Consider the following 24,042-nt stretch of genomic DNA (forward strand, 5'->3'; position numbering starts at 1 on the left):
TAGAGTTATTTTGCGGCGATTTTTATATCATCGATTTCGAGTATATTTTTCGAATATCCACGAACTACGCAGTTTATCATTGCTTGTCCCACTTGTTTTAAGGTTAATGATTTTGTGGGAAGTAAAATCGGAAACAAGAAAATCAGCGGTTTAAAAAAGGCCTTTACATTTTTTTGTCCTTTGAATGGTTTCATAAAACCTGGTCTAAAATTGTAGGCTTTTTTAAAAGGCAATTTCAGTAAATCATTTTCGGTTTTTCCTTTTACTCTCGCCCACATTACTCTGCCTTTTTCTGAACTGTCCGTATGACTTCCGGAAACGTAAGTAAAAACCATATTTGGGTTTAAAGACGCTAGTTTACTCGCAAAACTTATTGTTGTATCATAAGTTATTTGTGTAAATTTTGCTTCGTCCATACCAACAGAACTTATTCCGGCACAATAAAAACAAGCGTCATAACCTGTAAGTTGGGCTTCAAAAACGCTTAAATCCATGAAATTTGGAACAATTAACTCCGTCAATTTTGGGTGTTTTACAGGCGATGGTTTTCTGTTTACCATTAAAACTTTTTTTACTGCGTCGTTTTCAAGGCATTCAAACAAAACGCCTTCACCAACCATTCCTGTTGCACCAGTTATAATAACTTTCATATCTTTTTTAAATTAAATTTTTACTCCTCCAAATTGAAATAAACTTTCGGCAGAAGCCAATAATGCTTCCTCGCTGGTTCTGGGTTTCCAGTTCAAAGTTGTTTTTGCTTTAAGATTACTTGCATTTTTTATTCTGTTCAATTGAGGGACAATATTTTTGGCTTTATCATTAAATAAAGCAATAATACGAACGGCCCAATTGGGTAAAATTGTTGTAGAAACCTTGCTGGCTTTATTTCCTAGTTTATTCTTTAAAAGCTGAGCGATTTCAGGCAATGAGATTATTTCTCCTGCAAATGCCAGAAAGCGTTCACCGTTTGCAGCGGGATTTATCATAGCGCGCAAATGTAAATCGGCGACATCGCGAACGTCTACAATCCCAAAAGAAACTTTAGGAATCGCTTTCATTGTTCCGTCAAGCATTTGTTTTAAAACTTCAAAACCACTCGAAATATCCGGTCCTAAAGATGGTCCAAAAATCCCCATTGGATTAATTACAGAAAGTTCTAACCCTTTTCCTTCGTTTGCGATATAATTCCAGGCTGCTTTTTCTGCCAGAGTTTTTGATTTTAAATACGCCGAAAGCGTTTTGTCAGTTGGGTCTGTCCAGGATTCTTCGGTAATTAAGGTTTTGGGATCATTGTGGCTGTAGCCAACGGCAGCAAATGATGAAGTTAATACAACTCTTTTTACGCCGGCTTCTTTTGCTGCTTTCAAAACTCTTAAAGTTCCTTCAACAGCGGGTAAAATCACATCATTTTCGTCTTTTGGAACTTCCAGCGAGATTGGTGTTGCAACGTGCAAAACGTAATCACAATTTTTTACGGCTTCATTCCAATTATCGTCTTTTGAAAGGTTTGCTTCTATAAAAGATAAATTTTCGAAGGAAGAAATACCGCCAAATCGCAGCATATCCTTCACTTCTTCTTGTCTGTTCATAGAACGAAGTGTTGTTTTTACAGTATAACCTTGTTCGAGCAATTGCAAAATACAATGTATGCCCACGAAACCTGAGCCGCCTGTAACCAGAACTGTTTTATCTTTATTTGAATTTGTCATTTTAATACGAATTAATAATGCAAATTTCATTATAAAATCAATTGTAAACTTTGTTTAAAAGTCCAAACTTGTTTTGTTCAGAAGTTCAAAAAAAGAATGTCTAATAATTCAATTCTATAATGTAACTGTGCTTTTATGGCACACGGATGAAACTGATTCGCTATCGCGAAAACGCAGATTTACACGGATTTTGCTCGCATTTTTGTCATTTCGACGGAGGAGAAATCTTCACGAGAAGCTCCACAATGATTAGATTTTCGTTACAGAGTTACTTGCGGAGATTTACTTTGTTCGTTCGCTATCGCTCGGGTCTCGTTCTTCGAAATGACAAAAAAATGTAAAAAAAAAGACTGCCCTTTTTGGGACAGTCTCTTTTTGAATTTATTCTTTAGAAAGCATTAACTCTTTCATGTATTTTACTGGAGCACTTCCAAAACTCAGGAATTTTTCATGAAATTTTTTCAGATTAAATTTATCTCCTTCTTCTTTTTTAAGTTCTTCTCTCAGGTTGTAAATTTCGGTATATCCTGTAAAGTAAGAACATAATTGCACTTGAGATAAAGTGACGCGTTTCCATTTTCCATCGGCTTCGGCTTGTTGCTGAAAAGCTTCTTTGGTCAATAATTTCAATGCATCTTCTTTAGACATATTTTTTGTGTGAACGCTTATGTCAAGAATCGTATTGCAAGTTGCTCTTAAATTCCATTTATAGTACATCAACCACATTTCATCAGAATTTTTATAACCACTTTCAAGCATCATTTTCTCAGCATAAACTGCCCAACCTTCAATCATAGCGCCATTTCCTAAGATAGATTTTATAATACTTGGCGATTGATTGCTGTAAACCAATTGCGCGTAATGTCCAGGAATTGCTTCGTGAATATTAAGTATCTGAAGGATATAATTGTTGTATTCTCGTAAATAACTTTCAGCATTTTCCGGAGTCCAGCCAGACATACTTCCTACATTGTAATAGGTGTTTGCGTTTTTGTCGTAAGGTCCGGGCGAAGAAATTGAAGCGCCGGCAACTCCAGCCATATAGGCCGGTTCTTTGCGCACCACAAGAGGTTTTGACGGATCGATGTACAATAAATCTTTAGCTTTTACATAAGCCGCCAATTCCGGAATTTGTTTCTCAATCTCAGATTGAAATTTCTCAGGAGTTGTATGCTGTAACGAGATTTTGTTGATTACTTGCTGAATTAACTCCAATTTATCAGTAGGTTTTGCTTCGTTTCCTTTGTATTTTGTCCAAAGTTTATCAGCCAGAACGAACATTTTATCATGTAAATCTTTTTTGTGATCTACAGCAATTTTAAAAATTTCATCAGAAGAATATCCGGATTGAATATCATAGTTAAATTTCTTAGCATATAAAGCTGTTCCTAATCTAAAAGAACGAGGTGTTTTATTTGGTAGGTTTTTTAACCAATTTGCATAATCAGTAATTGCTTTTACAGAAACTTGAGCTTTTGCAAGCATTTCTTTTTTCTCAGTATCAGTTAATTTACTTTTATCTAATGCCGTTTTTAGTTCATCCTGAAATACCGTTGATCCTCCAAGATTTTGATTTATAGCAAGTTCTGTATGTTCAACAGTTGGATTTTTGATATTCTTTTTGGCAGCTTCATAATAAGCTGGAATATTATTCATTTTTGCGTTAAAAGCGCGTAAACGAATTTCTGGAGTGTCGTAACTACCATTTAGAATTTCGGCAAAAGCACCACAAACATTGTAGCTGGAAGGATCCCATTCGCCTGATTTCAATTCATTAATATCGAAAATAACAGTTTCGAGTTCATTTTTAATCAAATGAAAATCAGTTTTGTTATTATCCGATAATTCATCAATATTGAACTTTTTTAAAGAATCTAATTGCGCATTGACAAAATTAAGGTCTATCTTTTTTTGATTGTCATTTGGTACAATCAAAACACTATCTAGTTTGTGATAACCAACACTTGAAGCCCAATTTGGACTAATTTTCCATAAAGCGGTTACATATCCATCTTTATAAGTGTCAAATTTTTGATCTAAAGCTTTGTCTTCATTAGACTTAGTACTTTTATTACAAGAAAAAAGTAAAGTCATTGCGAAAAAAGAAACGAAAAGTTTTTTCATAAATTATTTTTTTATTGTTTAAAGATAAAAAAAATGTTGTTTATGCAAAACTATTTACTATTTGCGTCTAATATTTTAATAAATCTAACAAAACATTCTCAAAACGATCTTTTGGCAAAAACTGATCTTCCAACGCTTTAGTAAATGGAATTGGCGAATCTAAACTGGCAACTCTTTTTACCGGAGCGTCAAGATATTCGAAACATTCTTCCATAATTAGTGCCGAAATATCGCTTGCAATTCCGCCAAACAAAGTGTCTTCCTGGTAAATAATGACTTTTCCTGTTTTTCTGACCGAAGCAAAAATAGTTTCAGTATCTAAAGGCTGTAAAGTTCTTAAATCTATTAAATCAGCTTCAATTTCGGGATATTTTGCCAATGTTTCTAATGCCCAATGTACCGGAGCGCCAAAAGCAATAATGGTTATAGAACTTCCTTCTTTCAATAAAGCTGCTTTTCCTAACGGAATTGTGTAATAATCTGTTGGAACATCCTGATAAACGCTTCTGTATAATTGTTTATGTTCGAAAAACAAAACCGGATTTGGATCATTTATCGAAGTGTTTAGTAATCCTTTCGCATCATATGGAAACGCTGGATATACGACTTTTAACCCCGGAGTTTTGGTAAACCAGGCTTCATTTGTCTGTGAATGAAATGGCCCCGCCTGAGTTCCACCGCCACAAGGCATTCGAACGACAACATCGGCTTTTTCGCCCCAGCGATAATGTGATTTTGCCAATAAATTTACAATTGGATTAAATCCTGTAGAAACAAAATCGGCAAATTGCATTTCTACAATTGCCTTATATCCGTTGATTGATAAACCCATTCCGGCAGATATTACAGCGCTTTCGCAAATTGGAGTATTACGTACACGTTCTTTTCCAAACGTTTCAACAAAACCTTCCGTGATTTTAAAAGCACCACCATATTCAGCAATATCCTGACCCATAATAATCAGGTTTTCGTGGCGCTGCATAGATTGGTCTAAACTGTTTCTGATAGCGTCTATAAACCGAATATTCTTAGATTCTGAATCTGTATTAACTTCTTCATATTGAAAAGGTTCATACACATCGTTTAATTCTTCGCTATAAGTTGGAATAATTTCAGGTTCGGCATTTGCAATAGCCCAATTTTCTTCGATTTCATGTTTAATTTCTTCATGTAAAGCTGCATCGTATTCTTCGGTTAAGATACCTTCTTCCAGTAAAAACATTCTGTAATTATCGACAGGATCTTGTGTTGCCCATTTTCTTAATAATTCATCGGGAACATATTTTGTGCCACTCGCCTCTTCATGTCCGCGCATTCTAAAGGTTTTAAATTCCAATAAAACTGGATGCGGATCATTTTGCATATGTTCTTTGAGCTGCGTTATTTTGTGATAGACTTCAAGGATATTATTTCCGTCAATTATATAACTGTCGATTCCGTAACCAATGCCTTTATCGGCGAGATTTTCGCAGGAATATTGTTCGTTTGTTGGAGTCGAAAGCCCGTAACCATTGTTTTCGATGATAAACATTACAGGCAATTTCCAAACGGCAGCAATATTTAATGCTTCGTGAAAATCTCCTTCGCTTGTAGCGCCTTCACCGGTAAAAACGGCTGTAACTTTTTTATTATTCTGAAGTTTATCGGCAAGAGCGATTCCGTCTGCGATCCCTAATTGCGGACCTAAATGCGAAATCATTCCGATAATATTGTATTCCTGAGTTCCAAAATGAAAACTGCGATCTCTACCTTTTGTAAAACCATTTGCTTTTCCTTGCCATTGCGAGAATAATCGATGCAACGGAATGTTTCGGGTTGTAAAAACGCCTAAGTTTCGGTGCATTGGCAAGACATATTCATGGTCTTCTAATGCAGCGGTAATTCCCACAGCGATTGCCTCCTGCCCGATTCCGGAAAACCATTTTGAGACTTTTCCCTGCCGAATGAGAATTAGCATTTTTTCTTCGATCAAACGAGGTTTTAGAATTTTTTTATATAAGTCTAATAATTGAGTATCAGTAAGGTTCTGTTTATAAAAAATCATTTGATCGGCTGTTTAAGTATTTCAAATATAGAAAATTATAACAATTTTATTTCTTTTTGTTAGATATTTTTAATTTTATTCTAACTTTTAAAATTCAAATATAAAATATTCTCTACCTTTGTTATTGAAAGGTCTTAATTGACCTTTTATCTTTAAATAAAAATGTAAAGTATGCAAAACATTCCTAGTGTAGACTTACGTGATTTCCTTTCGGACGACCCGAAACGTAAACAAAAATTTGTAAATGAAATCGGCAGTGCATTTGAAAACATTGGCTTCGTAGCCCTAAAAGGTCACTTTTTAGACGACCAGTTGGTAGACGAGCTTTATAGCGAAATTAGAGAATTTTTCGCTTTGCCAGTGGAAACTAAGCATAATTATGAAATTCCCGGTATTGGCGGACAACGAGGTTATGTATCTTTTGGAAAAGAACATGCTAAAGGACGTAAAGAAGGTGATTTGAAAGAATTTTGGCATTTTGGACAATATGTTGATGCTTCTTCAAAATATGCTTCGGAATATCCGGAGAATGTTGAAGTAAAAGAATTACCTCGTTTTAATGTTGTAGGTAAAGAAGCGTATCAAATGCTTGAAAAAACAGGTGTTTATGTATTAAGAGCTTTGGCTTTGCACTTAGGTTTAGATGAATTTTATTTTGACCAGTATGCAAAAGAAGGAAACTCTATTTTGAGACCAATTCATTATCCACCAATTACTTCTGAGCCAGAAAACGCAATTCGCGCAGCTGCTCACGGTGATATTAACCTGATTACCTTATTAATGGGTGCGCAGGGAAAAGGATTACAGGTTCAAAATCATGATGGCGAATGGATTGATGCAATCGCTGCAGACGATGAATTAGTAATTAATGTTGGAGATATGTTGTCAAGACATACTAATAACAAACTAAAATCTACGATTCACCAGGTTGTAAATCCGCCTAGAGAATTATGGGGAACTTCTCGTTATTCAGTTCCGTTTTTTATGCATCCGGTAAGCGATATGCGTCTGGATTGTCTTGAAAACTGTATCGATGCTGAGAATCCTAAGAAATTCGAAGATATTACAGCGGGAGATTATTTATATGAACGTTTAGTAGATTTAGGGTTAATTAAAAAATAAACTTTTAAAGCTTCAATTTTTTAAATTCCAAATTCCAATGCTAACTTTGGAATTTGGAATTTAATTTTTACAAACTATATTTATTGAAATTTATTTTCAGAATAAAAATTATATGGACTTACAAGATCAATTAAAAAACTTATTTCCGGATCATGTTGAATCAAATGAGCCTGAGGAAATTCAGGAGCAAGCTCATGTGCTTTATATTCAAAAAGAGCCTATGATTTGCAAATTTGAAAAACGAAAAGGAAAAGCCACCACGATTATCGAAGGTTACGAAGGATCTGATGAAGATTTTAAAGTTCTCGCCAAAGAAATTAAAACCAAATTAAGCGTGGGCGGAACTTTTAAAGATAGTTCGATCATTATTCAAGGCGATTATCGCGATAAAATAATGGAAATCCTAAAAGCAAAAGGATTTAAAACGAAACGTGTTGGAGGATAGAAAAAGTTTAGAATTGTTTCAGGTTTCAGGTTTCAAGTTTCAAGTTTGTTGTTGAGACTTAAAATGATTTTAAAAATTTAACCGCAAAGTTCGCTAAGAATTATAATTTGATACCGAAACGTTGGGTGTTAAAAACACAAAGATCGCAAAGCTTTGTCTTGAAAAATTAGATTTCCAGTTATTGAAAAATTAGAAAAAAAATAAAAATCAGTGGCAATCTGTTAAATCCGTTAAATCTGTGGGCATAAAAAAAAGACGCACTGCTGTGCGCCTCTACAGAAAACCTTTGTGCCTTTGTAACTTTGCCACTTTGAACCTTAAAAAAAAATAAATCAGTGACAATCAGTTCGATCTGTTAAATCTGTCGGCATAATAACACACAAAGTTATACGTCTCCAAAGAAAACCTCAGAACCTCAAAACCTTTGCCACTTTGAACCTCAAAAAAAATGATACAAAACTCAGAATTAATACTAAATCCAGACGGAAGCGTTTACCACTTAAACCTTCGTCCTGAACATATTGCTCACGATATAATTTTTGTTGGAGATCAAAACAGAGTAGAGAAAATCACTCAGTTTTTTGATTCTATCGAATATTCAACTCAAAAAAGAGAGTTTAAAACGCAAACCGGAATCTATAAAGGAAAAAGAATATCTGTAATGTCAACAGGAATTGGTCCTGACAATATTGATATTGTTGTGAATGAATTAGACGCTTTGGTAAACATAGATTTAGAAACTCGTTTACCTAAAGAAAATCTGACTTCGCTAAATATTATCAGAATCGGAACTTCGGGTTCTTTGCAGACAGATATTCCTGTGGATAGTTTTGTAATGTCTAAATTTGGATTAGGATTAGACAATATGCTTCGCTCCTATTTGATCGACGAAGTTTCGAATGCCGCTATCGAAGATGCTTTTATTGCACACACAAATTGGGATATTAGAAAAGGAAGACCTTATGCAATTGCGTGTTCTGAAAAATTGGAAAAGATCATTGAATCTGATAAGATTTTCAAAGGAATCACTGCAACTGCCGGAGGATTTTACGGACCACAAGGACGTGTTTTACGCTTGAATATTCAAGATGAAGAATTAAACAATAAAATGGATAATTTTAATTTTGATAACCAAAGAATCACTAATTTAGAAATGGAAACGGCTGCGATCTATGGGCTTTCGGCGCTTTTGGGACATAATGCTTTGTCTTTGAATGCTATTATTGCAAATCGCGCATCTGGAACTTTTAGTGAGGATCCTTATAAAGCTGTTGATGAATTGATTACTTATACATTGAACAAACTGGCGAGTAATTAATGTTTAGTTTTTTTATCGATCATTTGATTTATAAACCGCTAAGAAAATTTACTTTAGGTATGGGAGGTTTGTTTAGATGGAGTTTTTTTCAGTTTCTAAATGTATCAATCGAAGAAAAATATCCTAAAAGTTTAGATTATTATTGGGATAATGATGATGAAAGTATTGATAAAAATGGATTTACAACTGCTCAGAAAAATTTATTTGCTGGATTTATGCTTTTTATTTGTTTTATAATTTTGATTGAAAAAATAGAAGGCTGATCTGAAATCAAAAAAAATAACTATTCATGCAAGAAGCTATTCTTAAATTTGAAAGATTATTGTTGGAGAATGTTTCTTATTTTCCAACAATAAATCAAAATACTTTAGAAGAAAGAAAACCTGGAAAATGGTCTAAAAAAGAGGTTTTAGGGCATTTGGTTGATTCTGCAATTCATAATCTGGTTCGTTTTACAGAAATAAATTATGTAGAAAAACCTTATCGACACAGGCCATATAGTCAAATAGATTTGGTAAATTTAAACCAATATCAAACAATGGATATTGACGAGTTGACGCAGTTGTGGTTTGTGCTTAATAAACAGATTGTCAGACTTATGAAATCTGTTGATGAGAAAGCTTTAGATTATGAAATTGTGCTAAGTGACGGTTCTGTAATTGATTTAAAGTTTCTGATGACAGATTATGTGGAACATTTAGAACATCATATAAACCAGATAAAAGCTTAAGATTATGTTTTTGAGAGTTGCCCGACATACTGATGATTTAGAAAGAATTGTAAACTTTTATGTTGATATTCTTGGTTTTGAACTATTAGGAGACTTTCAGAATCATAATAATTATGACGGTATTTTTGTTGGGAAATCCGGTTTAGACTGGCATTTTGAATTTACAAAATCACACGAAAAAGCGAATCATACTTTTGATCAGGACGACGTTATTGTGCTTTATCCAAAATCAATTATAGATTATGATGTATTGGTTAGTAATCTGTTACATGCGAATATTTCAATAGTAACTGCAAGTAATCCTTTCTGGAATGAAAACGGAAAAATGTTTCTCGATCCAGATGGTTATCGCATTGTTATATCACCGTTGAAAGCAATAATAAATGAAATTAACTAATTAGATAATTAGTCAATTTGAGAATTAGATAATGATTCTAATTCTTAAGCTTAAAAAAATATTACAAAAAATATAATGGCAGAAACACACAAAAAAATCTTATTTAAATATTACAGTACTTATCTGGAAGAAATAGTTTCAGAAACCATGTGGGCTGAAATTATAGATTTGGAAAAAGGATATTTTAAATTGGATAATATTCCGTTTTTTGGACCTTTGATTGCAACGGATGATATTTTTCGTGCAGAATATGACGAGACCGAAAAATGCTTTATTCACAGAGAAACACTTGAAAGCTCAGGAAATTCAATTGTTCAGATTTTAATTTTAGAAGGAGGTTTTGACAAAGAAATAATTAGAGAAAAATTAAAATCAATTAATTGCATATCAGAAAGCCTGAACGATACATTTCTTGCAGCCGAAATCGTAAAAGAAGTAGATTATTCGATCGTAAAAAATATTTTGGATGAGTATGAATCAAATTCAGTTATAGAATTTGCAGAACCTTGTCTTTCTGAAAAACACCGTGCCGATTTATTAAAAAACTAAACCCAAATAAAACACAAACAAACTTATAATACGCATACCAAACTTAACTTAAACTTAAACTATAATGAAAACTGTAAAAATTGTAGGTGTTCCCGAACACTTCAATTTGCCATGGCATCTATGCATTGAAAATGGCGAATTTGAAGCTGAAAACATTGATTTGCAATGGAAAAATATTCCGGAAGGTACTGGTAAAATGTGTCAGATGCTGCGTGACGGAGAAGCTGATATAGCAGTTATTCTAACGGAAGGAATTGTAAAAGATATTGTTGCCGGAAATCCAAGTAAAATTGTTCAGATTTATGTGCAATCGCCTTTAATTTGGGGCATTCACGTTGCCGAAAAATCAGATTTTCATACCGTAAGTGATCTTAAAGACAAGAAAGTTGCAATTTCAAGAATAGGTTCAGGATCTCAGTTAATGGCGTATGTAAATGCACATGAACAAGGTTGGGAAACTGATAATTTGCAGTTTGAAATCATCAATACTATCGATGGCGCGGTTGAAGCGCTAACAAACGGAACTGCTGATTATTTTATGTGGGAACGTTTCATGACAAAACCTCTTGTTGATAAAGGTGTTTTTAGACGCGTTGGCGATTGCCCTACTCCATGGCCGTCATTTGTGATTACCGTTCGCGACGAATTCTTGAAAAAGAATCCAAAAACTGTCGAGAAAATTCTTGAAATTATAAATAATACAACCCACGATTTTACTCAGATTCCTGATATTGATAAAACTTTATCGGAGCTTTTTAATCAAAAATTAGAGGATATTCAGGAATGGTTAAAGCTTACACAATGGTCTCAGAAACATTTAAGCGAAAAAGCATTTATTAAAATCCAAAATCAATTATTTGACCTAGGTATTATTGATAAAAAAAGTACTTTTGTTGAAACGGTAAAAGCACTGTAAAAAAACTGCTTTTGATTCTTATGATAAAATTCCCTAAAATTGACTTTCCGCAATTAAAATCCAAGTTACAGGTGAAATCACCTTGGGATAGGGTTATTATTATGATATTGAGTCTTTTGATCACAATCCCAATTTTTATCATTTTGCACCAGAATTTAATTGATTTAAATTGGGCTTTTAACTTAGATCGTGTATTCATATTTATATTTGTTTTTGCTGCAGTTTTCTTTCTTTTAATGCTGTTGCGAACGATTATAATATTGTGTATCGCGGTTTATTTATTGATTTTAGTTTACGGAACCGTTATCGGGAATTATGGATTTAGTGAGATTTCCGAAGATTATAATTCGATGATTTATACGATGTCAGATAATCCCTTTCCGCAGGATATTATTGTGGCAAAGTTGCTTCCGTTTCCAAATAAATCAAAAATCATAAACGCCATAGAATATCAGAATCCAAAAGTTCGGAATTTTGCTATTATGGCAACTACAAAGCATTTTAAAGGCATAAAAGGATATTCTGATTACAGAACCATTATTCAGTGTTTTGCGGTCTTTAAAGAGATTAATAGCCGTTGGAATTATGTCAACGACCCAAAAGAAGGTGATTATATTGCAACAGCAAGTGAATCGTTAGAATATTTCTCTGGAGATTGTGACGATCATTCTATTTTAATTGCTGCTGCAGTGCGCTCTATTGGCGGAACTCCACGATTAATTCATACCAAAGGGCATATTTATCCTGAAATATTAATTGGCTCTTTAATCGATTTAGAGAAAGTCAATTATTTGATTAAAAACGTGCTTTTTGTTAAAGAAAGTTACGGCAAAAAAATACATTATCATGTTGATGATCGTGGTCAGGTTTGGATGAATCTGGATTATACCGCGAAATATCCCGGAGGACCATTTTTGTACGAAGAGATTTTGGGAGCGTTAACTCTTAATTAAAAAGGTACAATCCCGAAGCTTCGGGACTGAGGTACAAAGGGACAAAGGTTTTTCTGTAGAGGCGCACAGCAGTGCGTCTTTTTTGTTTTATCTGTTTTTTAATAATTTATCCGTGCTTTCCAATCTTTGCGGAGACGCACTGCTGTGCGCCTTTACGTTTATTGGTGGCTATAAATGGAATTACGTTAATGTTCTCTTTTCTATGTGTTTATAAAAAACGTCATTTTAGATTAAAATTCCATATTCAATTCCTGCCGCTTTATAAATATTTGATTTTTAGATTTTTAATTAGAAAAAATTTTGTAATTTTCTGTAGTTTAACTTTAATCACAAAATCATGAAAAAATCTAAATTATTTATCTTCGGAATTGCAATGGTGGCAGTATTAATGATTTCATGTCATAAGAGTAGAAATGAATTGGTGAACTCCTGGAAAGTTACCGCCGTTGAGCCTAAAATGCCTCTCTCTGATTCAATAAAAAATGTAATTCTAACTGAAGGAACATTAACCTTCACTAAAGATGGGCATGTAACTGGATATTTGCAGAGCGAAATCAATAATGGTACTTATGCTTTGACAAAAGGAGGAAAAAGTTTAGTAATTAAAGATGAAACCGGTACTCCATACCCTTGCGAAAGTACTATAACAGAAGACAAACTGATACTGGATAGTAAAGAAATGAAACTTACCCTTAGCAAAATATAACCATCAAAGTTCATTGTTTATGAACTCAAAATATTTAATCAGCAAACCATATTGTACCCAAAAGCAATATGGTTTTTTTATTTTTTTTTAAAAGAGTTTGCCACGATTTTTGCGAATTAATTTCGGGCAATAAATATTAAAAAAAATCTGTTTAAATCTGCGTAAATCTGTGGCTAATTTTTAAGCAGTTTCAAAATAAAAATTTGAAAAAATTCGTTACAAAAAAACAAATTCCCCTACCCTTTGCACACTAAAACATAAAATTATATCTTTACAAAGCTTATAACTAAAGCATTAATTTATGTGAAAAATAATTTCTTTCAGGCAATTTAGAGAGTAAACCGCAATTTGTGGTGGCTCAATTTATTCATCTTTAGAGAAAGAAATTATGCTTATTCTACAAAACATTTCATATAAACACAATAACAAGGAATTGTTATTTGACAACATCAGTTTTACTGTAAACAATCACGAAAAAATTGCATTAATTGGTAATAATGGTTCGGGAAAATCGACTTTACTAAGGATTATTGCAGGCGAATCAGAACCTTTAAACGGAGAGTTGAGATTAGGTTCTGAACCCTATTATATTCCGCAGATTTTTGGACAATACAATGAACTTACAATTGCCGAAGCATTGCGTATTGCCGATAAACTTAAGGCATTTAAAGAGATAATCGAAGGCAATGTTACCGAAGAAAATCTAAATATTCTAAACGATGACTGGACAATTGAAGAGCGCTGTAATAATGCTTTAAAATACTGGAAATTACAAGATTTAGACCTAACGGCAAAAATGAATACTTTAAGTGGCGGACAAAAGACAAAAATCTTTCTTGCCGGTATTTTAATTCATCAGCCGGAACTGGTTTTGATGGATGAACCCAGCAATCATCTCGACGCAGCTGCCAGAGAATTGTTATATAATTTTATTGAATCTACATCGAGTACTTTGCTAATTGTGAGTCACGACAGAAGTTTGCTAAACAAACTCAATACAACTTATGAATTAAACAAACACGACGTTGCTGTCTATGGCGGGAATTATGATTTTTATGCTGAGCAAAAGCAAATCGAAATAAATGCTTTAAATCAGGATTTACAGTCCAAAGAAAAAGCACTTCGAAAAGCCCGCGAAAAAGAAAGGGAAACATTAGAAAGACAGCAAAAACTAGATGCTCGGGGTAAAAAGAAACAGGAGAAATCCGGAGTTGCGAGAATCATGATGAACACGCTGCGCAATAATGCCGAAAATAGCAGTTCGAAACTAAAAGGAGTTCATGCAGAAAAGATTGATGGTATTTCGCAGGAATTACGTGAATTGCGCTCTTCGATTCCTGATATTGATCAAATGAAAATAGGTTTTGATAATTCAATCTTACACAAAGGAAAAGTGCTTTTTAAGGCAAATGAAATTAATTTTAAATATAAAGAACAACTTCTTTGGAAAGAAAATCTAAATATCGAAATCATCAGCGGAAATAGAATTGCATTAAAAGGCGCGAATGGTTCCGGTAAAACGACTTTGATTAAAATTATATTAGGAGAATTAGATACCCAAATAGGAACTGTTTTTAGAGCTGATAATAAATCAATTTATATCGATCAGGATTATTCTTTAATTCAAAATCAGCTTAAAGTTTATGATCAGGCTCAATATTTCAATACATCTGGATTAGAAGAACATGAAATCAAAATGCGTCTTAATCGCTTCTTGTTTTCAAGAGAAGATTGGGATAAACCTTGTTTTGCTTTAAGCGGAGGCGAAAAAATGCGCTTAATGCTTTGTTGTCTTACGATAAACAAAGAATCTCCGGATCTTATTATCTTAGACGAGCCAACAAATAATTTGGATATTCAGAATATTGAAATCCTGACCAAAGCAATTAACGAATATCAAGGTTCACTGATTGTAGTTTCGCACGATACTTATTTCTTGGAACAGATTAATATTGAGAACTTTATAGTATTATAAATTAACGCAATAGATATTCTGTCATATTTAAAACATTTAAAATAAAAAAAAAGCCTCCAAAATCCAGGATTAAGGAGGCTTTCGATTTAGTGATTAGTGGTTGAAATCCTCTAAATCAAGGAAACAAATCGTTTTTGATATTATTTGCCTTATTATGTTTTATAATATTAGATTATTCTACTTTTTTAAAGTGTTTTTAGAAGCGTTGCAATTGCAATTTCCATCTTTTTGTAATCTTTTCTTACAGTATCCGTCATCTCACTTTTTCGATCACCGGAAAGGCTCATTGTGATAAATCTTTTTGATAAACCATATTTTTCTTTGATACGATTAAGGATTTCTGTGTTGTAAATGTTTTTCTTTTTCGTTTCTTTGTCCATTGCCTTGTCTGTTCCTGTTGCGGGAACAAATATATAAACAATAGTCTATAAAACAGCAAGGTTTAGTAAATATTTTCTTATATTTTATGAAAGCAATTGAAAGACTCTATCAATACCTTGATTATAAAGGAATTAAGCCAACTCGTTTTGAGAAGGAGAATGGCTTGTCCAATGGATATTTAGGTACCCAATTAAAAAGAAATGGAAATTTAGGAGAAGATGTCTTCAATAAGATAATAAACAATTGTTTAGATCTAAATCCGGTTTGGTTGCTTACAGGAAAGCAAAAAATGGTCAAAAATCAGATTTATAGTGAAAATTCGAATAGTGAACATAATAATTTTGTAAACGAATCTCAATCAGAAGAAGACGAATATCAAAAGCAAAATATTCCACTTTTTGACGTTCACGCATCCGCATCAACATTATTTGATGACGAAAGTACAGAGAAGTTAATTGATCAGATTACGGTGCCAAATTTACCAAAATGTGATGGCGCAGTTTATGTAAGCAGCGATAGTATGTATCCGCTGCTAAAATCGGGAGATATCATTATATATAAAAAGATCACAACTTCGATCGGGAATATTTATTGGGGCGAAATGTACCTGATTTCCTTAGTTAATGATGAAGGTGAAGAATTTGTGATGGTAAAATGGATTCACAAATCTGAGAAAGGTGACGAATTTATAAAACTCGTTTCTGAAAATAAACACCATCAGCCGAAAGACTTTCATATTGATGCTGTAAAAGGCTTAGCGCTTATAAAAGCCAGCATTAGAATAAATGCTACTTATTAATTTTTACTTCTACTCTAACCCGTTGAGTGTATAGCAAAATCCGTTTTAATCAGCGTTTTCGCTTTAGCGAATCAGTAAAATCAGCGTTTAATTTTGACGCGGATAAAACAGATTTACTTCGTAAAGACGCAGATAAAAACTGAATTTTTTTTAAGCTTAACTTAATGAAATCGTAGTTAACAGGTTTTTATTCTACTCTTTTTTAATAATTTACATTTAGGTTTTTTAAATTATTTTAAGGTTTTACTTAAAAAAAGTCTTCAAAAAATTTGTGCAGTCAAATAACTGCATTATATTTGCAGTCAAATAACTGCACAATGGAAATTAGAAGAGACGTTTTTCAGGCAATAGCAGATCCTACTCGCAGAGCAATCTTGAGTTTGGTTGCGCTTCAGGCTATGACACCAGGTACAATAGCGGAGAATTTTAGTTCGTCACGACAAACTATTTCAAAACACATTCAGATTTTGAGTGAATGTGAATTATTACATCAAACACAAAACGGAAGAGAGATTTATTATCATTTAAATCCCGAAAAGATCAAGGAAATTGACAATTTCATAGAGCCTTTTAGAAAAATGTGGGACGAAAAGTTCAATAAACTCGAAGCCATAATGAAGAACTATCAACCTAAAAAATAAAATTCATGGAACCAAAAACTAAAATTCATGCCGAAAATGGCAAACAGGATTTAGTAATTACGAGAGAATTTGATTTGCCTCTTGAATTACTTTTCAAAGCTTATGTAGAGGCTGAAATTGTTGAACAATGGATGGGAACAAAAGTTTTGAAACTTGAAAATGTAAAACATGGCGGTTGGCAATTTGAAACCACAGATGCTAAAGGAAATGTGGTATTTCAGGCAAATGGCGTGATTCACGAAATAATCGAAAATAAAAGAATCACCAGAACTTTTGAGATGGAAAATACTCCTTTTCCGGCACAACTTGAGTTTTTAGAATTCACAAAAGTATCAGATCAAACGAGCGCACTTACAATGCAAATCGTTTACAAATCACCGGAACTTAGAGATCAAATGCTGAAACTTCCGTTTGCTCAGGGCATTAATATGGCGCATAACCGTTTACAGGATTCTGTAAATAAATTAAAATAACTAACAACTAATTAAATCAAGTAATTATGACTAAGAGAAACAAGATTATCTATTGGGTTGCAACGCTTTGGCTTGCATTAGGAATGACTGCAACTGGAATTGTACAATTTATAAAAGTAAAAGATCAAGGTGATATGATGGCTCATTTGGGATATCCGCTTTATTTTTTAACGCTTTTGGCTGTTTGGAAATTTTTGGGTGTTATTGCGATTCTTATTCCAAAGTTTGCGTTGTTGAAAGAATGGGCTTATGCTGGATTTTTCTTTGCGATGTCTGGTGCTATTTTCTCTCACGTAGCAAGCGGAGATGCGGCTAAAGAACTTTTTGGACCACTATTATTAATCGTTTTAACAGTAATATCGTGGTATTTTAGACCTGCTGACCGAAAAACGGTTTTGGCTTAATTAAGTTTAAAACTGAAATATATTTAAAACTCCATTGTATTCAATGGAGTTTTTTTATTGCCTTTACAAATCGTTTTCTGCAATAATATAAACATAATTGAATTTATAATTTCTATTTTCGTCTGACAAATATTTCGCTAAAAGAAGATATAAAATTGAATTTATGGAATCGGTAACTTATAAATTGACAGAAGATATTCAGGTTTCTTACGGGAATATTTTAAAGATGCATTTTATTCCAAATTCTAATAAACTTGCATTGCTTAGGGTTAATTCATCTTGGGGATTATTTGTTGAAATTATCGATTTTAATAGTTCTTTAAAAACAAAAATTACGCTCGACAATAAGTTGCGTATTTATTATAGTGAATTTGAACATAATACTTTTGTCAATTATAGTAAGGATTTGAGTCATTTAGGCGAATATTCTTTAAGACATATTTTTAAGTTTTATTTATCTGAAGATTTAGAATTCATTTATTTAAAAGCAAGATTTAAAAAATCTAAAGAGGAAGTTTGTCATTTTAAAATTGATTTGGAAGGAAAAGTAGTTCTTGAAAAAATAGAAGACGAATCCCATAACCCTCTGGACGATTACTGTTTTTTGAAGAAATATCTTGTAAGTGATAATTTTATTTTTTTAGATTTAGAGGACTTTAGCGAACATGATTTAGCAGATTTTTTTGATACGGTTTTTTATAAAGACGATTTCTTATTTTTAAGATTCAATGGTGATGAATATCCAATATTTTCATTGCCTGATAAAAATCTTCTTGGTTTGGTTTTTTTCGACAGAGACGGAAATTATCCAAGAGGAAGTTTTAATATTTTTAGAATTAATGATATAAAAAAACCTGTGCTTCTGTTTTCTTATAAAATCGATGAATTTGGAAGTAATCATATTTTTAATTCTAGTGGAAATAAAATAGTGTATTACAATCATATAGATTTTGGTGAGATAAAAATTAAAATAAGAGAACTGTCTCAAGATGATTTTGAGAATGCTATTGAGTTTACACTTTCTTATTCAAAAGAGGATTCAGCTCCGCACGAACTATTTTTGTCTGATACCAATTTAATTTTATTGGTTTTTTACGATAGAATTGAAGTTTATAACATTCATACCTTAGAACGAATTTCTATTTATAATCGTGATATAGGAACTTCGTATTGTTTTGATAAGAATAAGTTATTCTATATTTATTTGAATAAATTAAAAATGGAGATTTTGGCTTAAAAGAATTCTTGTTTAAAGATGCCAATTTTTGAGTATTATTATTATTATTATTATTTATTGAATTGCCTCCAGCTTTAGCTGGAGTTAATTAATATGGACAATGTAAGGCTTTAGCCAAATTCGATATTTTTGGCTAAAGCCATTTAGATTTATTTATGCAAACTCCTGCTAAAGCTGGAGCCTATTCAAAAAACGGATTGCTTTGCTCCTGAAAATTCCCATCAAATAATTAAATATCTTTGTATAAAGAAGCAAAATTATAATGTCTAAAAAAGCAAAATCAATTCCTGTAAATCCTGCTGCTGGCGAATTTGAGTCTGGAATTGCAATTATTGGAAGAATATCTGTTAAAGATTTAGATTCTTTTGAAGAATTTGAAGAGTCGCATCGGGATAATTTTCATTTGTTTCTTTTGCAGGAAAGCGGAACTACGGGCATCGAAATTGACTTTCAGACTTATAAAATTCAGCCTTCTTCCCTACTCTATATTCATCCCAATCAGATACATCGTTTAATAGGTTTCGAAAATGTAACTTTTAGCGGTTGGGCAATTGATAATGAAAATCTAAATCCTGAATATCTGAAATTATTAGAAGATATTACGCCCGTAAAACCTTTGTTGATAAACGAGGAAACATTTTCTGTGATTTCAGAAACTATTGCGCTTGGTGTAAAGATATCCGAAAGAAACCACGAAAAGTTATATCATTCGATACTTAAAGACAGTTGCAACGTATTAATTGGATTGGTTATTTCGCAATATTTAGAACAAACCAAAACTCCAGATTCACTTTCCAGATTTGATACAATAACCAAAGCTTTCAAAGGGCTTTTAGAACGCAATTATACTTCTGTCAAAAAACCTGTGGAATATGCTGAAATGCTAAATATATCAACGGCTTATCTTAACGAATGCGTAAAAAATACGACAGGTTTTTCTGTTACTTATCACATTCAGCAACGCATTATTCTTGAAGCAAAACGAATGTTATATCATTCAGATAAATCTGTAAAAGAGATTGCAGCTGATTTGGGTTATGATGATTATCCGTATTTTTCGAGATTATTTTCTAAAGTAACCGGAATAACGCCTTTAGCTTTTAGAAATAAAAACCACGAATAGTCCAATACATACTTTGTTTTGATATTTTGCATTCCGTTTAATCGCCATTTCTTTGCACTACAAATAAAAGGTATCAAAAATGGAAGCATTAAAAGGAATAAATCTAATAGAAAATAAAAGTATAGCAATTATTGGCGGTGGTCCGGGCGGACTTACTTTAGCAAGACTTTTACAGCTTAAAGGCGCAAACGTAAAAGTATACGAAAGAGACGAAAATAGACATATAAGATTGCAAGGCGCGACGCTCGATTTGCACTTTGAATCTGGGTTGAAAGCAATTGAAGCTGCTGGTTTGCTGAACGCTTTCAAAGAAAACTACAGACCTGACAACGACAAATATCGCGTTGTGGATCAAAACGGAATCATTTTTCATGACGATCATCAGAAAGAATCAACGGGTGATTTCGGCGACGAATGGTTTAGACCGGAAATCGATCGCGGACCGTTAAGAGATATTTTGCTAGATTCGCTTGAGTCAGAAACTGTTGTTTGGAACAGTCATATTGTTTCGGTAGAAAATATTGAGAATGTGTGGCAAATTGTTTTTCAAAACGGAAACATTGCAAATGCCGATATTGTTATTGGAGCTGATGGCGCCAATTCTAAAATCCGTCCGTTTGTTACGCCAATCAAACCTGTTTATTCGGGCGTTACTTATTTGGTTGGAAATATTGAAAACTCAGAAAAGAATACTCCGCAAATTAATGACTTATTAAAAGGCGGGAAAATATCGGCAATGGCAGATTCTAAAACCTTGTTTTTAAGCGCTAAAGGCGACGGAAGTTTAGATTTTTATATTGGATGGAAAACGGATGAAAATTGGACAGCAAAAAGTGGTATTGATTTTAAAAATGTAAAACAAGTTCAAGCTTGGTTTAATAAAGAATTCAAGAATTGGTCAGGTATTTGGCAGGAATTATTTAAGGAAAATGAAACGACTTTTGTTCCAAGACCTTTATACGGAATGCCTTCTGATCAAAACTGGGAATCGCAATCGAATATTACTTTGCTTGGTGACGCGGCGCATTTACTGCCTCCAAACGGTGAAGGTGTAAATGCGGCAATGCTTGATGCGCTTGAATTATGCGAAAATCTAACCAATGGAAAATTTCCGAATCTAAAAGAAGCAATTACTGATTATGAAAAAGAAATGTTCGAAAGATTTGTCAAGGAAGAAAAAGTAACTGAAGAGTTTCTGGATTTTATGTACTCGCCAAAAGGCTTGGAAATCATGGTCGAAATGTTTCATGAATTACCAAATTGATTTTATAATGTAAAAGTTATTCTTTCGTCAAAATTTACTTCTGAAAGTGAGATAAATTCTATCTTAGCAATTGCAAAAATTAAAGAGATAGTTGAAGATTAACTTATACAGATAAAATTAATGGGAGTTTACACGTACGTGGAAGTTTATAAAAAAGATCAGAGTTATATTATAAGTGAGAATTCTGTTTTAGGAATTTTTCAGGTAGATCATGAAGGTAAAGATAAATTTAGGCTGAGTAATTATTCTAAATCTTTTTATGGAGGTATTCGCTCTTTGGATATGCTTAAATTTGTAAATCTGGGTTATACGTATGAAGTTTACGAAGATTATTTTAAGCTATTTATGTTTTATGCCTTAGCTTCTGGTGATTATGGTGAAACTACGACAACTGTAGATGGAAAAGTTGAAGGACTATTATTTGAACCTGTTCGTGTTCTGAGAGGAATTGAATCTTTATTGCAAATTATTAAATACTTTGAAAGTGATGCTTTAAAAGAACTACAAGAGTATAATGAATTGGAAAATTTAGAGGAATTAAAAGAAATTCTCCTAAAAGCTATAGAAGAGGATAGTTTGATAGGTTGTGCAACTGCTTAAGGATTTAGATTTTAAAACACTAAAAATGCCATCTGACGAAATTCAATATAAAAAAAACTTGTCTGACGAATCTATAACAGATTTTGTTGAGTGTTTTTGGATGGTTGATAATTCGACGGGAGTTGAAAAAGAAGTTGTTGTGATGCCAGATGCCAATTTTGACTTGGTTTTTTCGAAAGATAAAGACGAGCCATTTCAGATTTATTTACTTGGACTTGGAACTTTATATGATAAAAGAAATATCGAAGCTAATACTAAAATGTTCTTTATTAGCTTCAAACTTTTGGCAGCTGAATATATTTTTCAGCAATCTATAGCGCATCTTTTAAATGAGTTTCAGTTATTGCCAAATAATTATTTGGGGTTTGTAGAAAGTGATCTTGATGATTTTGATTCTTTTTGTTTGAAAGCAAATCATATTATAAAAGAATTGATTCCAAAAACGATTGACAGTAGAAAACAAAAGCTTTTTGAGTTAATTTATACTTCAAATGGAGAAATGTCGATTAAAGAATTCTCAGAGAAAACATTCTGGGAAAGCCGACAAATAAACCGTTATTTCACAAAGTATTTTGGAATTTCTCTCAAAGTTTACTGCGGATTTCTGCGCTTTCGGGTTTCATTCGACCAAATCAAAAAAGGAGAACTTTATCCTGAACTTAATTTTTCTGATCAGGCTCATTTTAGCAGAGAAGTTAAAAAATTATCCGGCGTAAATCCGCGTGAATTATCCAGAAATGAAAACGACCGATTTATTCAAGTTTCCGCTATAGACAACAAGTAATTTTGTGCTGTAAATATTAAATACAGCAAATTATGTTATTAAAAGATAAAAAAGTAGCAATCATAGGCGGCGGACCTGTAGGCTTAACCACAGCAAGACTTTTACAGCAAAAAGGTGTAGATGTAACCGTTTATGAATGGGATAAAAATGCACAATCAAGAATATCTGGAGGAACGCTGGACATTCATAAAGGTTCTGGTCAAATGGCGCTCGAAAAAGCGGGTTTACTAGAATTATACTATCATTATGCAAGACCAACCGGAGAACGCAGTTTAGATATTCATGCCAATATTCTCGAAGAAAGTTTGCCTACGGAAGAAAACAAGTTTGATCGTCCGGAAATTGACAGAAATCATCTGAGAAAAATTCTGCTTGACAGTTTAGATAAAAATACGGTTGTTTGGGACAGTCAATTAACTGAACTTGAAAAACTAGACGATCAATATCGTTTGCATTTTCAGAACGGAAAAACTGCATTGGCTGATTTTGTAATTGTTGCTAATGGTGGAAAAAGTAAAGCAAGACAAATAGTTACGGATATTGTTCCGCAATATACTGGTACTTATATTATTCAGGGTGAAGTTCTTGATCCCCAAAAAAGTTGTCCTTTATTTAAAAAACTTTGTGGTGAAGAAAATACAATGGCTCTTGCCGAAAGAAAAATGCTTTTTTGCCAGGTAAAATCTAACGGCGCTTTGAATTATTATCTTTCTTTTAAAATTGACGAAAATTGGGTTGAAAAAGAAAATATGGATTTTTCTAACAAAGAAATGGTTCTTAATTATCTCGATAAACTTTTTGTGAATTGGGATTCGACATTCAAGGAATTATTTAACGCAACTGATAATTTTGTTGGATTGCCAATGCGGAGAATGTTCTTGAATGAACCTTGGCAAAGTCAAAGCAATATTACGTTGGTTGGTGACGCTGCACACGTAATGCCTCCATTTGCCGGAATTGGTGTAAATATTGGTTTACTAGACGCTTTACATTTGGCGAAAAGCCTTACTGAAGAAGATTTTCCTGATCTGCTTTCGGCCGTAAAAGATTACGAACGAAAAATGATTGTTTATGCAAGCGAAGCGCAGGAACAAACACAAATGGCGGAAGAAGGAATACATTCTGATGAAGGTTTTGAAGAAAATCGAAAAGCTAAAGAAGAATGGGATCAAAAAATATTAGAGCCAAAAGAGATAAAATAACAATCCATTTTTTAAATGAAAAACCTCCAAAGTCATCTGATTTTGGAGGTTTTTTGTCTTATAAGTTCATTACTTCCTTTATTGTAGATTTTTGTCATTAATTTTGAGAAACGCTGTAGTAATTGTTTAATAAGCGCTATTATTAT

General features: G+C 32.9%; 26 protein-coding genes. 21 read left to right on the top strand and 5 right to left on the bottom strand.

Going from position 1 to position 24,042, the window contains the following annotated elements; genetic code table 11:
* Positions 1–5: 5 nt before the first annotated feature.
* The 4 genes from CLU81_RS25740 to CLU81_RS25755 form a co-directional block, all read right to left on the bottom strand.
* Positions 6–650, bottom strand: a complete 645-nt coding sequence (locus CLU81_RS25740; protein WP_099712449.1) for an NAD-dependent epimerase/dehydratase family protein — start codon at positions 648–650, stop codon at positions 6–8.
* Positions 651–662: 12 nt separating this feature from the next.
* A complete protein-coding gene (locus CLU81_RS25745) occupies positions 663–1,739 on the bottom strand; it encodes an aldehyde reductase (protein WP_233209773.1) in 1,077 nt (358 codons plus the stop codon).
* A 351-nt stretch (positions 1,740–2,090) separates the two neighbouring features.
* On the bottom strand, positions 2,091–3,833 hold the full coding sequence (locus CLU81_RS25750) for a DUF885 domain-containing protein (protein WP_099712450.1): 1,743 nt from the start codon (positions 3,831–3,833) through the stop codon (positions 2,091–2,093).
* A gap of 67 nt (positions 3,834–3,900) precedes the next feature.
* Positions 3,901–5,877 carry a thiamine pyrophosphate-dependent enzyme gene (locus CLU81_RS25755; RefSeq protein ID WP_099712451.1) on the bottom strand — a complete coding sequence of 659 codons (1,977 nt, stop codon included), beginning with the start codon at positions 5,875–5,877 and terminating at the stop codon, positions 3,901–3,903.
* 171 nt (positions 5,878–6,048) lie between these two features.
* Between CLU81_RS25755 and CLU81_RS25760 the strand changes: the two genes are divergently transcribed.
* From CLU81_RS25760 to CLU81_RS25810, 11 genes are all read left to right on the top strand, one after another.
* On the top strand, positions 6,049–6,999 hold the full coding sequence (locus CLU81_RS25760) for an isopenicillin N synthase family oxygenase (protein WP_099712452.1): 951 nt from the start codon (positions 6,049–6,051) through the stop codon (positions 6,997–6,999).
* Positions 7,000–7,111: 112 nt separating this feature from the next.
* Complete coding sequence (locus CLU81_RS25765; protein ID WP_099712453.1) at positions 7,112–7,444, top strand: translation initiation factor; 333 nt, start codon at positions 7,112–7,114, stop codon at positions 7,442–7,444.
* A gap of 448 nt (positions 7,445–7,892) precedes the next feature.
* Entirely contained in the window at positions 7,893–8,762 is an 870-nt protein-coding gene (locus CLU81_RS25770; protein WP_099712454.1) for a nucleoside phosphorylase, read from the top strand.
* Entirely contained in the window at positions 8,762–9,025 is a 264-nt protein-coding gene (locus CLU81_RS25775) for a hypothetical protein (protein WP_099712455.1), read from the top strand. Before CLU81_RS25770 ends, CLU81_RS25775 begins: the two co-directional genes overlap by 1 nt.
* Positions 9,026–9,051: 26 nt before the next feature.
* Positions 9,052–9,492: a DinB family protein gene (locus CLU81_RS25780; protein WP_099712456.1), complete on the top strand. Its 441-nt coding sequence runs from the start codon at positions 9,052–9,054 to the stop codon at positions 9,490–9,492.
* A gap of 4 nt (positions 9,493–9,496) precedes the next feature.
* Positions 9,497–9,889, top strand: a complete 393-nt coding sequence (locus tag CLU81_RS25785; RefSeq protein WP_099712457.1) for a VOC family protein — start codon at positions 9,497–9,499, stop codon at positions 9,887–9,889.
* A gap of 75 nt (positions 9,890–9,964) precedes the next feature.
* Positions 9,965–10,438 (top strand): DUF4265 domain-containing protein, encoded by a 474-nt coding sequence (locus CLU81_RS25790; protein WP_099712458.1) that lies wholly within the window; start codon positions 9,965–9,967, stop codon positions 10,436–10,438.
* A gap of 64 nt (positions 10,439–10,502) precedes the next feature.
* Positions 10,503–11,354, top strand: a complete 852-nt coding sequence (locus CLU81_RS25795; RefSeq protein ID WP_099712459.1) for a substrate-binding domain-containing protein — start codon at positions 10,503–10,505, stop codon at positions 11,352–11,354.
* Between the two features lie 20 nt (positions 11,355–11,374).
* Positions 11,375–12,307 (top strand): transglutaminase, encoded by a 933-nt coding sequence (locus CLU81_RS25800; protein WP_099712460.1) that lies wholly within the window; start codon positions 11,375–11,377, stop codon positions 12,305–12,307.
* A gap of 337 nt (positions 12,308–12,644) precedes the next feature.
* Entirely contained in the window at positions 12,645–13,013 is a 369-nt protein-coding gene (locus CLU81_RS25805; protein ID WP_099712461.1) for a hypothetical protein, read from the top strand.
* A 388-nt stretch (positions 13,014–13,401) separates the two neighbouring features.
* The gene (locus tag CLU81_RS25810) at positions 13,402–14,988 is read left to right on the top strand and encodes an ABC-F family ATP-binding cassette domain-containing protein (protein WP_099712462.1); all 1,587 of its coding nucleotides are present in this window, start codon (positions 13,402–13,404) and stop codon (positions 14,986–14,988) included.
* A gap of 185 nt (positions 14,989–15,173) precedes the next feature.
* On the opposite strand, the gene CLU81_RS25815 is transcribed toward CLU81_RS25810, so the two are convergent.
* Positions 15,174–15,368, bottom strand: coding sequence for a hypothetical protein (locus CLU81_RS25815; RefSeq protein ID WP_099712463.1), 195 nt, complete (start codon positions 15,366–15,368; stop codon positions 15,174–15,176).
* A gap of 86 nt (positions 15,369–15,454) precedes the next feature.
* Here CLU81_RS25815 and CLU81_RS25820 point away from each other — a divergent pair, with 86 nt between their 5' ends.
* The 10 genes from CLU81_RS25820 (at position 15,455) to CLU81_RS25865 (ending at position 23,896) form a co-directional block, all read left to right on the top strand.
* The gene (locus tag CLU81_RS25820; RefSeq protein WP_099712464.1) at positions 15,455–16,168 is read left to right on the top strand and encodes a S24 family peptidase; all 714 of its coding nucleotides are present in this window, start codon (positions 15,455–15,457) and stop codon (positions 16,166–16,168) included.
* A 317-nt stretch (positions 16,169–16,485) separates the two neighbouring features.
* Positions 16,486–16,809 carry a helix-turn-helix transcriptional regulator gene (locus CLU81_RS25825; protein WP_099712465.1) on the top strand — a complete coding sequence of 108 codons (324 nt, stop codon included), beginning with the start codon at positions 16,486–16,488 and terminating at the stop codon, positions 16,807–16,809.
* A 5-nt stretch (positions 16,810–16,814) separates the two neighbouring features.
* Positions 16,815–17,282 (top strand): SRPBCC domain-containing protein, encoded by a 468-nt coding sequence (locus tag CLU81_RS25830; RefSeq protein ID WP_099712466.1) that lies wholly within the window; start codon positions 16,815–16,817, stop codon positions 17,280–17,282.
* A 26-nt stretch (positions 17,283–17,308) separates the two neighbouring features.
* A complete protein-coding gene (locus CLU81_RS25835; protein ID WP_099712467.1) occupies positions 17,309–17,686 on the top strand; it encodes a DoxX family protein in 378 nt (125 codons plus the stop codon).
* A gap of 163 nt (positions 17,687–17,849) precedes the next feature.
* Positions 17,850–18,923, top strand: a complete 1,074-nt coding sequence (locus tag CLU81_RS25840; RefSeq protein ID WP_099712468.1) for a hypothetical protein — start codon at positions 17,850–17,852, stop codon at positions 18,921–18,923.
* Between the two features lie 262 nt (positions 18,924–19,185).
* On the top strand, positions 19,186–20,046 hold the full coding sequence (locus tag CLU81_RS25845) for a helix-turn-helix domain-containing protein (protein WP_099712469.1): 861 nt from the start codon (positions 19,186–19,188) through the stop codon (positions 20,044–20,046).
* Positions 20,047–20,125: 79 nt separating this feature from the next.
* Positions 20,126–21,310, top strand: coding sequence for an NAD(P)/FAD-dependent oxidoreductase (locus tag CLU81_RS25850; protein WP_099712470.1), 1,185 nt, complete (start codon positions 20,126–20,128; stop codon positions 21,308–21,310).
* Positions 21,311–21,430: 120 nt separating this feature from the next.
* On the top strand, positions 21,431–21,910 hold the full coding sequence (locus CLU81_RS25855; RefSeq protein WP_099712471.1) for a hypothetical protein: 480 nt from the start codon (positions 21,431–21,433) through the stop codon (positions 21,908–21,910).
* Between the two features lie 25 nt (positions 21,911–21,935).
* Positions 21,936–22,694 (top strand): AraC family transcriptional regulator, encoded by a 759-nt coding sequence (locus CLU81_RS25860; protein ID WP_099712472.1) that lies wholly within the window; start codon positions 21,936–21,938, stop codon positions 22,692–22,694.
* 32 nt (positions 22,695–22,726) lie between these two features.
* Positions 22,727–23,896, top strand: coding sequence for an NAD(P)/FAD-dependent oxidoreductase (locus CLU81_RS25865; RefSeq protein WP_099712473.1), 1,170 nt, complete (start codon positions 22,727–22,729; stop codon positions 23,894–23,896).
* The last annotated feature ends 146 nt before the right edge of the window (positions 23,897–24,042 follow it).

Source organism: Flavobacterium sp. 9 (assembly GCF_002754195.1).
In the GTDB taxonomy this organism is placed as follows: Bacteria; Bacteroidota; Bacteroidia; order Flavobacteriales; family Flavobacteriaceae; genus Flavobacterium.

Coding starts and splice junctions, on each gene's coding strand:
- CLU81_RS25765 (WP_099712453.1), top strand. CDS start 7,112: ATGGACTTACAAGATCAATTAAAAAACTTATTTCCGGATCATGTTGAA.
- CLU81_RS25850 (WP_099712470.1), top strand. CDS start 20,126: ATGGAAGCATTAAAAGGAATAAATCTAATAGAAAATAAAAGTATAGCA.
- CLU81_RS25820 (WP_099712464.1), top strand. CDS start 15,455: ATGAAAGCAATTGAAAGACTCTATCAATACCTTGATTATAAAGGAATT.
- CLU81_RS25780 (WP_099712456.1), top strand. CDS start 9,052: ATGCAAGAAGCTATTCTTAAATTTGAAAGATTATTGTTGGAGAATGTT.
- CLU81_RS25745 (WP_233209773.1), bottom strand. CDS start 1,739: ATGAAATTTGCATTATTAATTCGTATTAAAATGACAAATTCAAATAAA.
- CLU81_RS25840 (WP_099712468.1), top strand. CDS start 17,850: ATGGAATCGGTAACTTATAAATTGACAGAAGATATTCAGGTTTCTTAC.
- CLU81_RS25750 (WP_099712450.1), bottom strand. CDS start 3,833: ATGAAAAAACTTTTCGTTTCTTTTTTCGCAATGACTTTACTTTTTTCT.
- CLU81_RS25790 (WP_099712458.1), top strand. CDS start 9,965: ATGGCAGAAACACACAAAAAAATCTTATTTAAATATTACAGTACTTAT.
- CLU81_RS25755 (WP_099712451.1), bottom strand. CDS start 5,877: ATGATTTTTTATAAACAGAACCTTACTGATACTCAATTATTAGACTTA.
- CLU81_RS25795 (WP_099712459.1), top strand. CDS start 10,503: ATGAAAACTGTAAAAATTGTAGGTGTTCCCGAACACTTCAATTTGCCA.
- CLU81_RS25865 (WP_099712473.1), top strand. CDS start 22,727: ATGTTATTAAAAGATAAAAAAGTAGCAATCATAGGCGGCGGACCTGTA.
- CLU81_RS25775 (WP_099712455.1), top strand. CDS start 8,762: ATGTTTAGTTTTTTTATCGATCATTTGATTTATAAACCGCTAAGAAAA.
- CLU81_RS25815 (WP_099712463.1), bottom strand. CDS start 15,368: ATGGACAAAGAAACGAAAAAGAAAAACATTTACAACACAGAAATCCTT.
- CLU81_RS25830 (WP_099712466.1), top strand. CDS start 16,815: ATGGAACCAAAAACTAAAATTCATGCCGAAAATGGCAAACAGGATTTA.
- CLU81_RS25810 (WP_099712462.1), top strand. CDS start 13,402: ATGCTTATTCTACAAAACATTTCATATAAACACAATAACAAGGAATTG.
- CLU81_RS25860 (WP_099712472.1), top strand. CDS start 21,936: ATGCCATCTGACGAAATTCAATATAAAAAAAACTTGTCTGACGAATCT.
- CLU81_RS25740 (WP_099712449.1), bottom strand. CDS start 650: ATGAAAGTTATTATAACTGGTGCAACAGGAATGGTTGGTGAAGGCGTT.
- CLU81_RS25800 (WP_099712460.1), top strand. CDS start 11,375: ATGATAAAATTCCCTAAAATTGACTTTCCGCAATTAAAATCCAAGTTA.
- CLU81_RS25845 (WP_099712469.1), top strand. CDS start 19,186: ATGTCTAAAAAAGCAAAATCAATTCCTGTAAATCCTGCTGCTGGCGAA.
- CLU81_RS25825 (WP_099712465.1), top strand. CDS start 16,486: ATGGAAATTAGAAGAGACGTTTTTCAGGCAATAGCAGATCCTACTCGC.
- CLU81_RS25805 (WP_099712461.1), top strand. CDS start 12,645: ATGAAAAAATCTAAATTATTTATCTTCGGAATTGCAATGGTGGCAGTA.
- CLU81_RS25835 (WP_099712467.1), top strand. CDS start 17,309: ATGACTAAGAGAAACAAGATTATCTATTGGGTTGCAACGCTTTGGCTT.
- CLU81_RS25785 (WP_099712457.1), top strand. CDS start 9,497: ATGTTTTTGAGAGTTGCCCGACATACTGATGATTTAGAAAGAATTGTA.
- CLU81_RS25770 (WP_099712454.1), top strand. CDS start 7,893: ATGATACAAAACTCAGAATTAATACTAAATCCAGACGGAAGCGTTTAC.
- CLU81_RS25760 (WP_099712452.1), top strand. CDS start 6,049: ATGCAAAACATTCCTAGTGTAGACTTACGTGATTTCCTTTCGGACGAC.
- CLU81_RS25855 (WP_099712471.1), top strand. CDS start 21,431: ATGGGAGTTTACACGTACGTGGAAGTTTATAAAAAAGATCAGAGTTAT.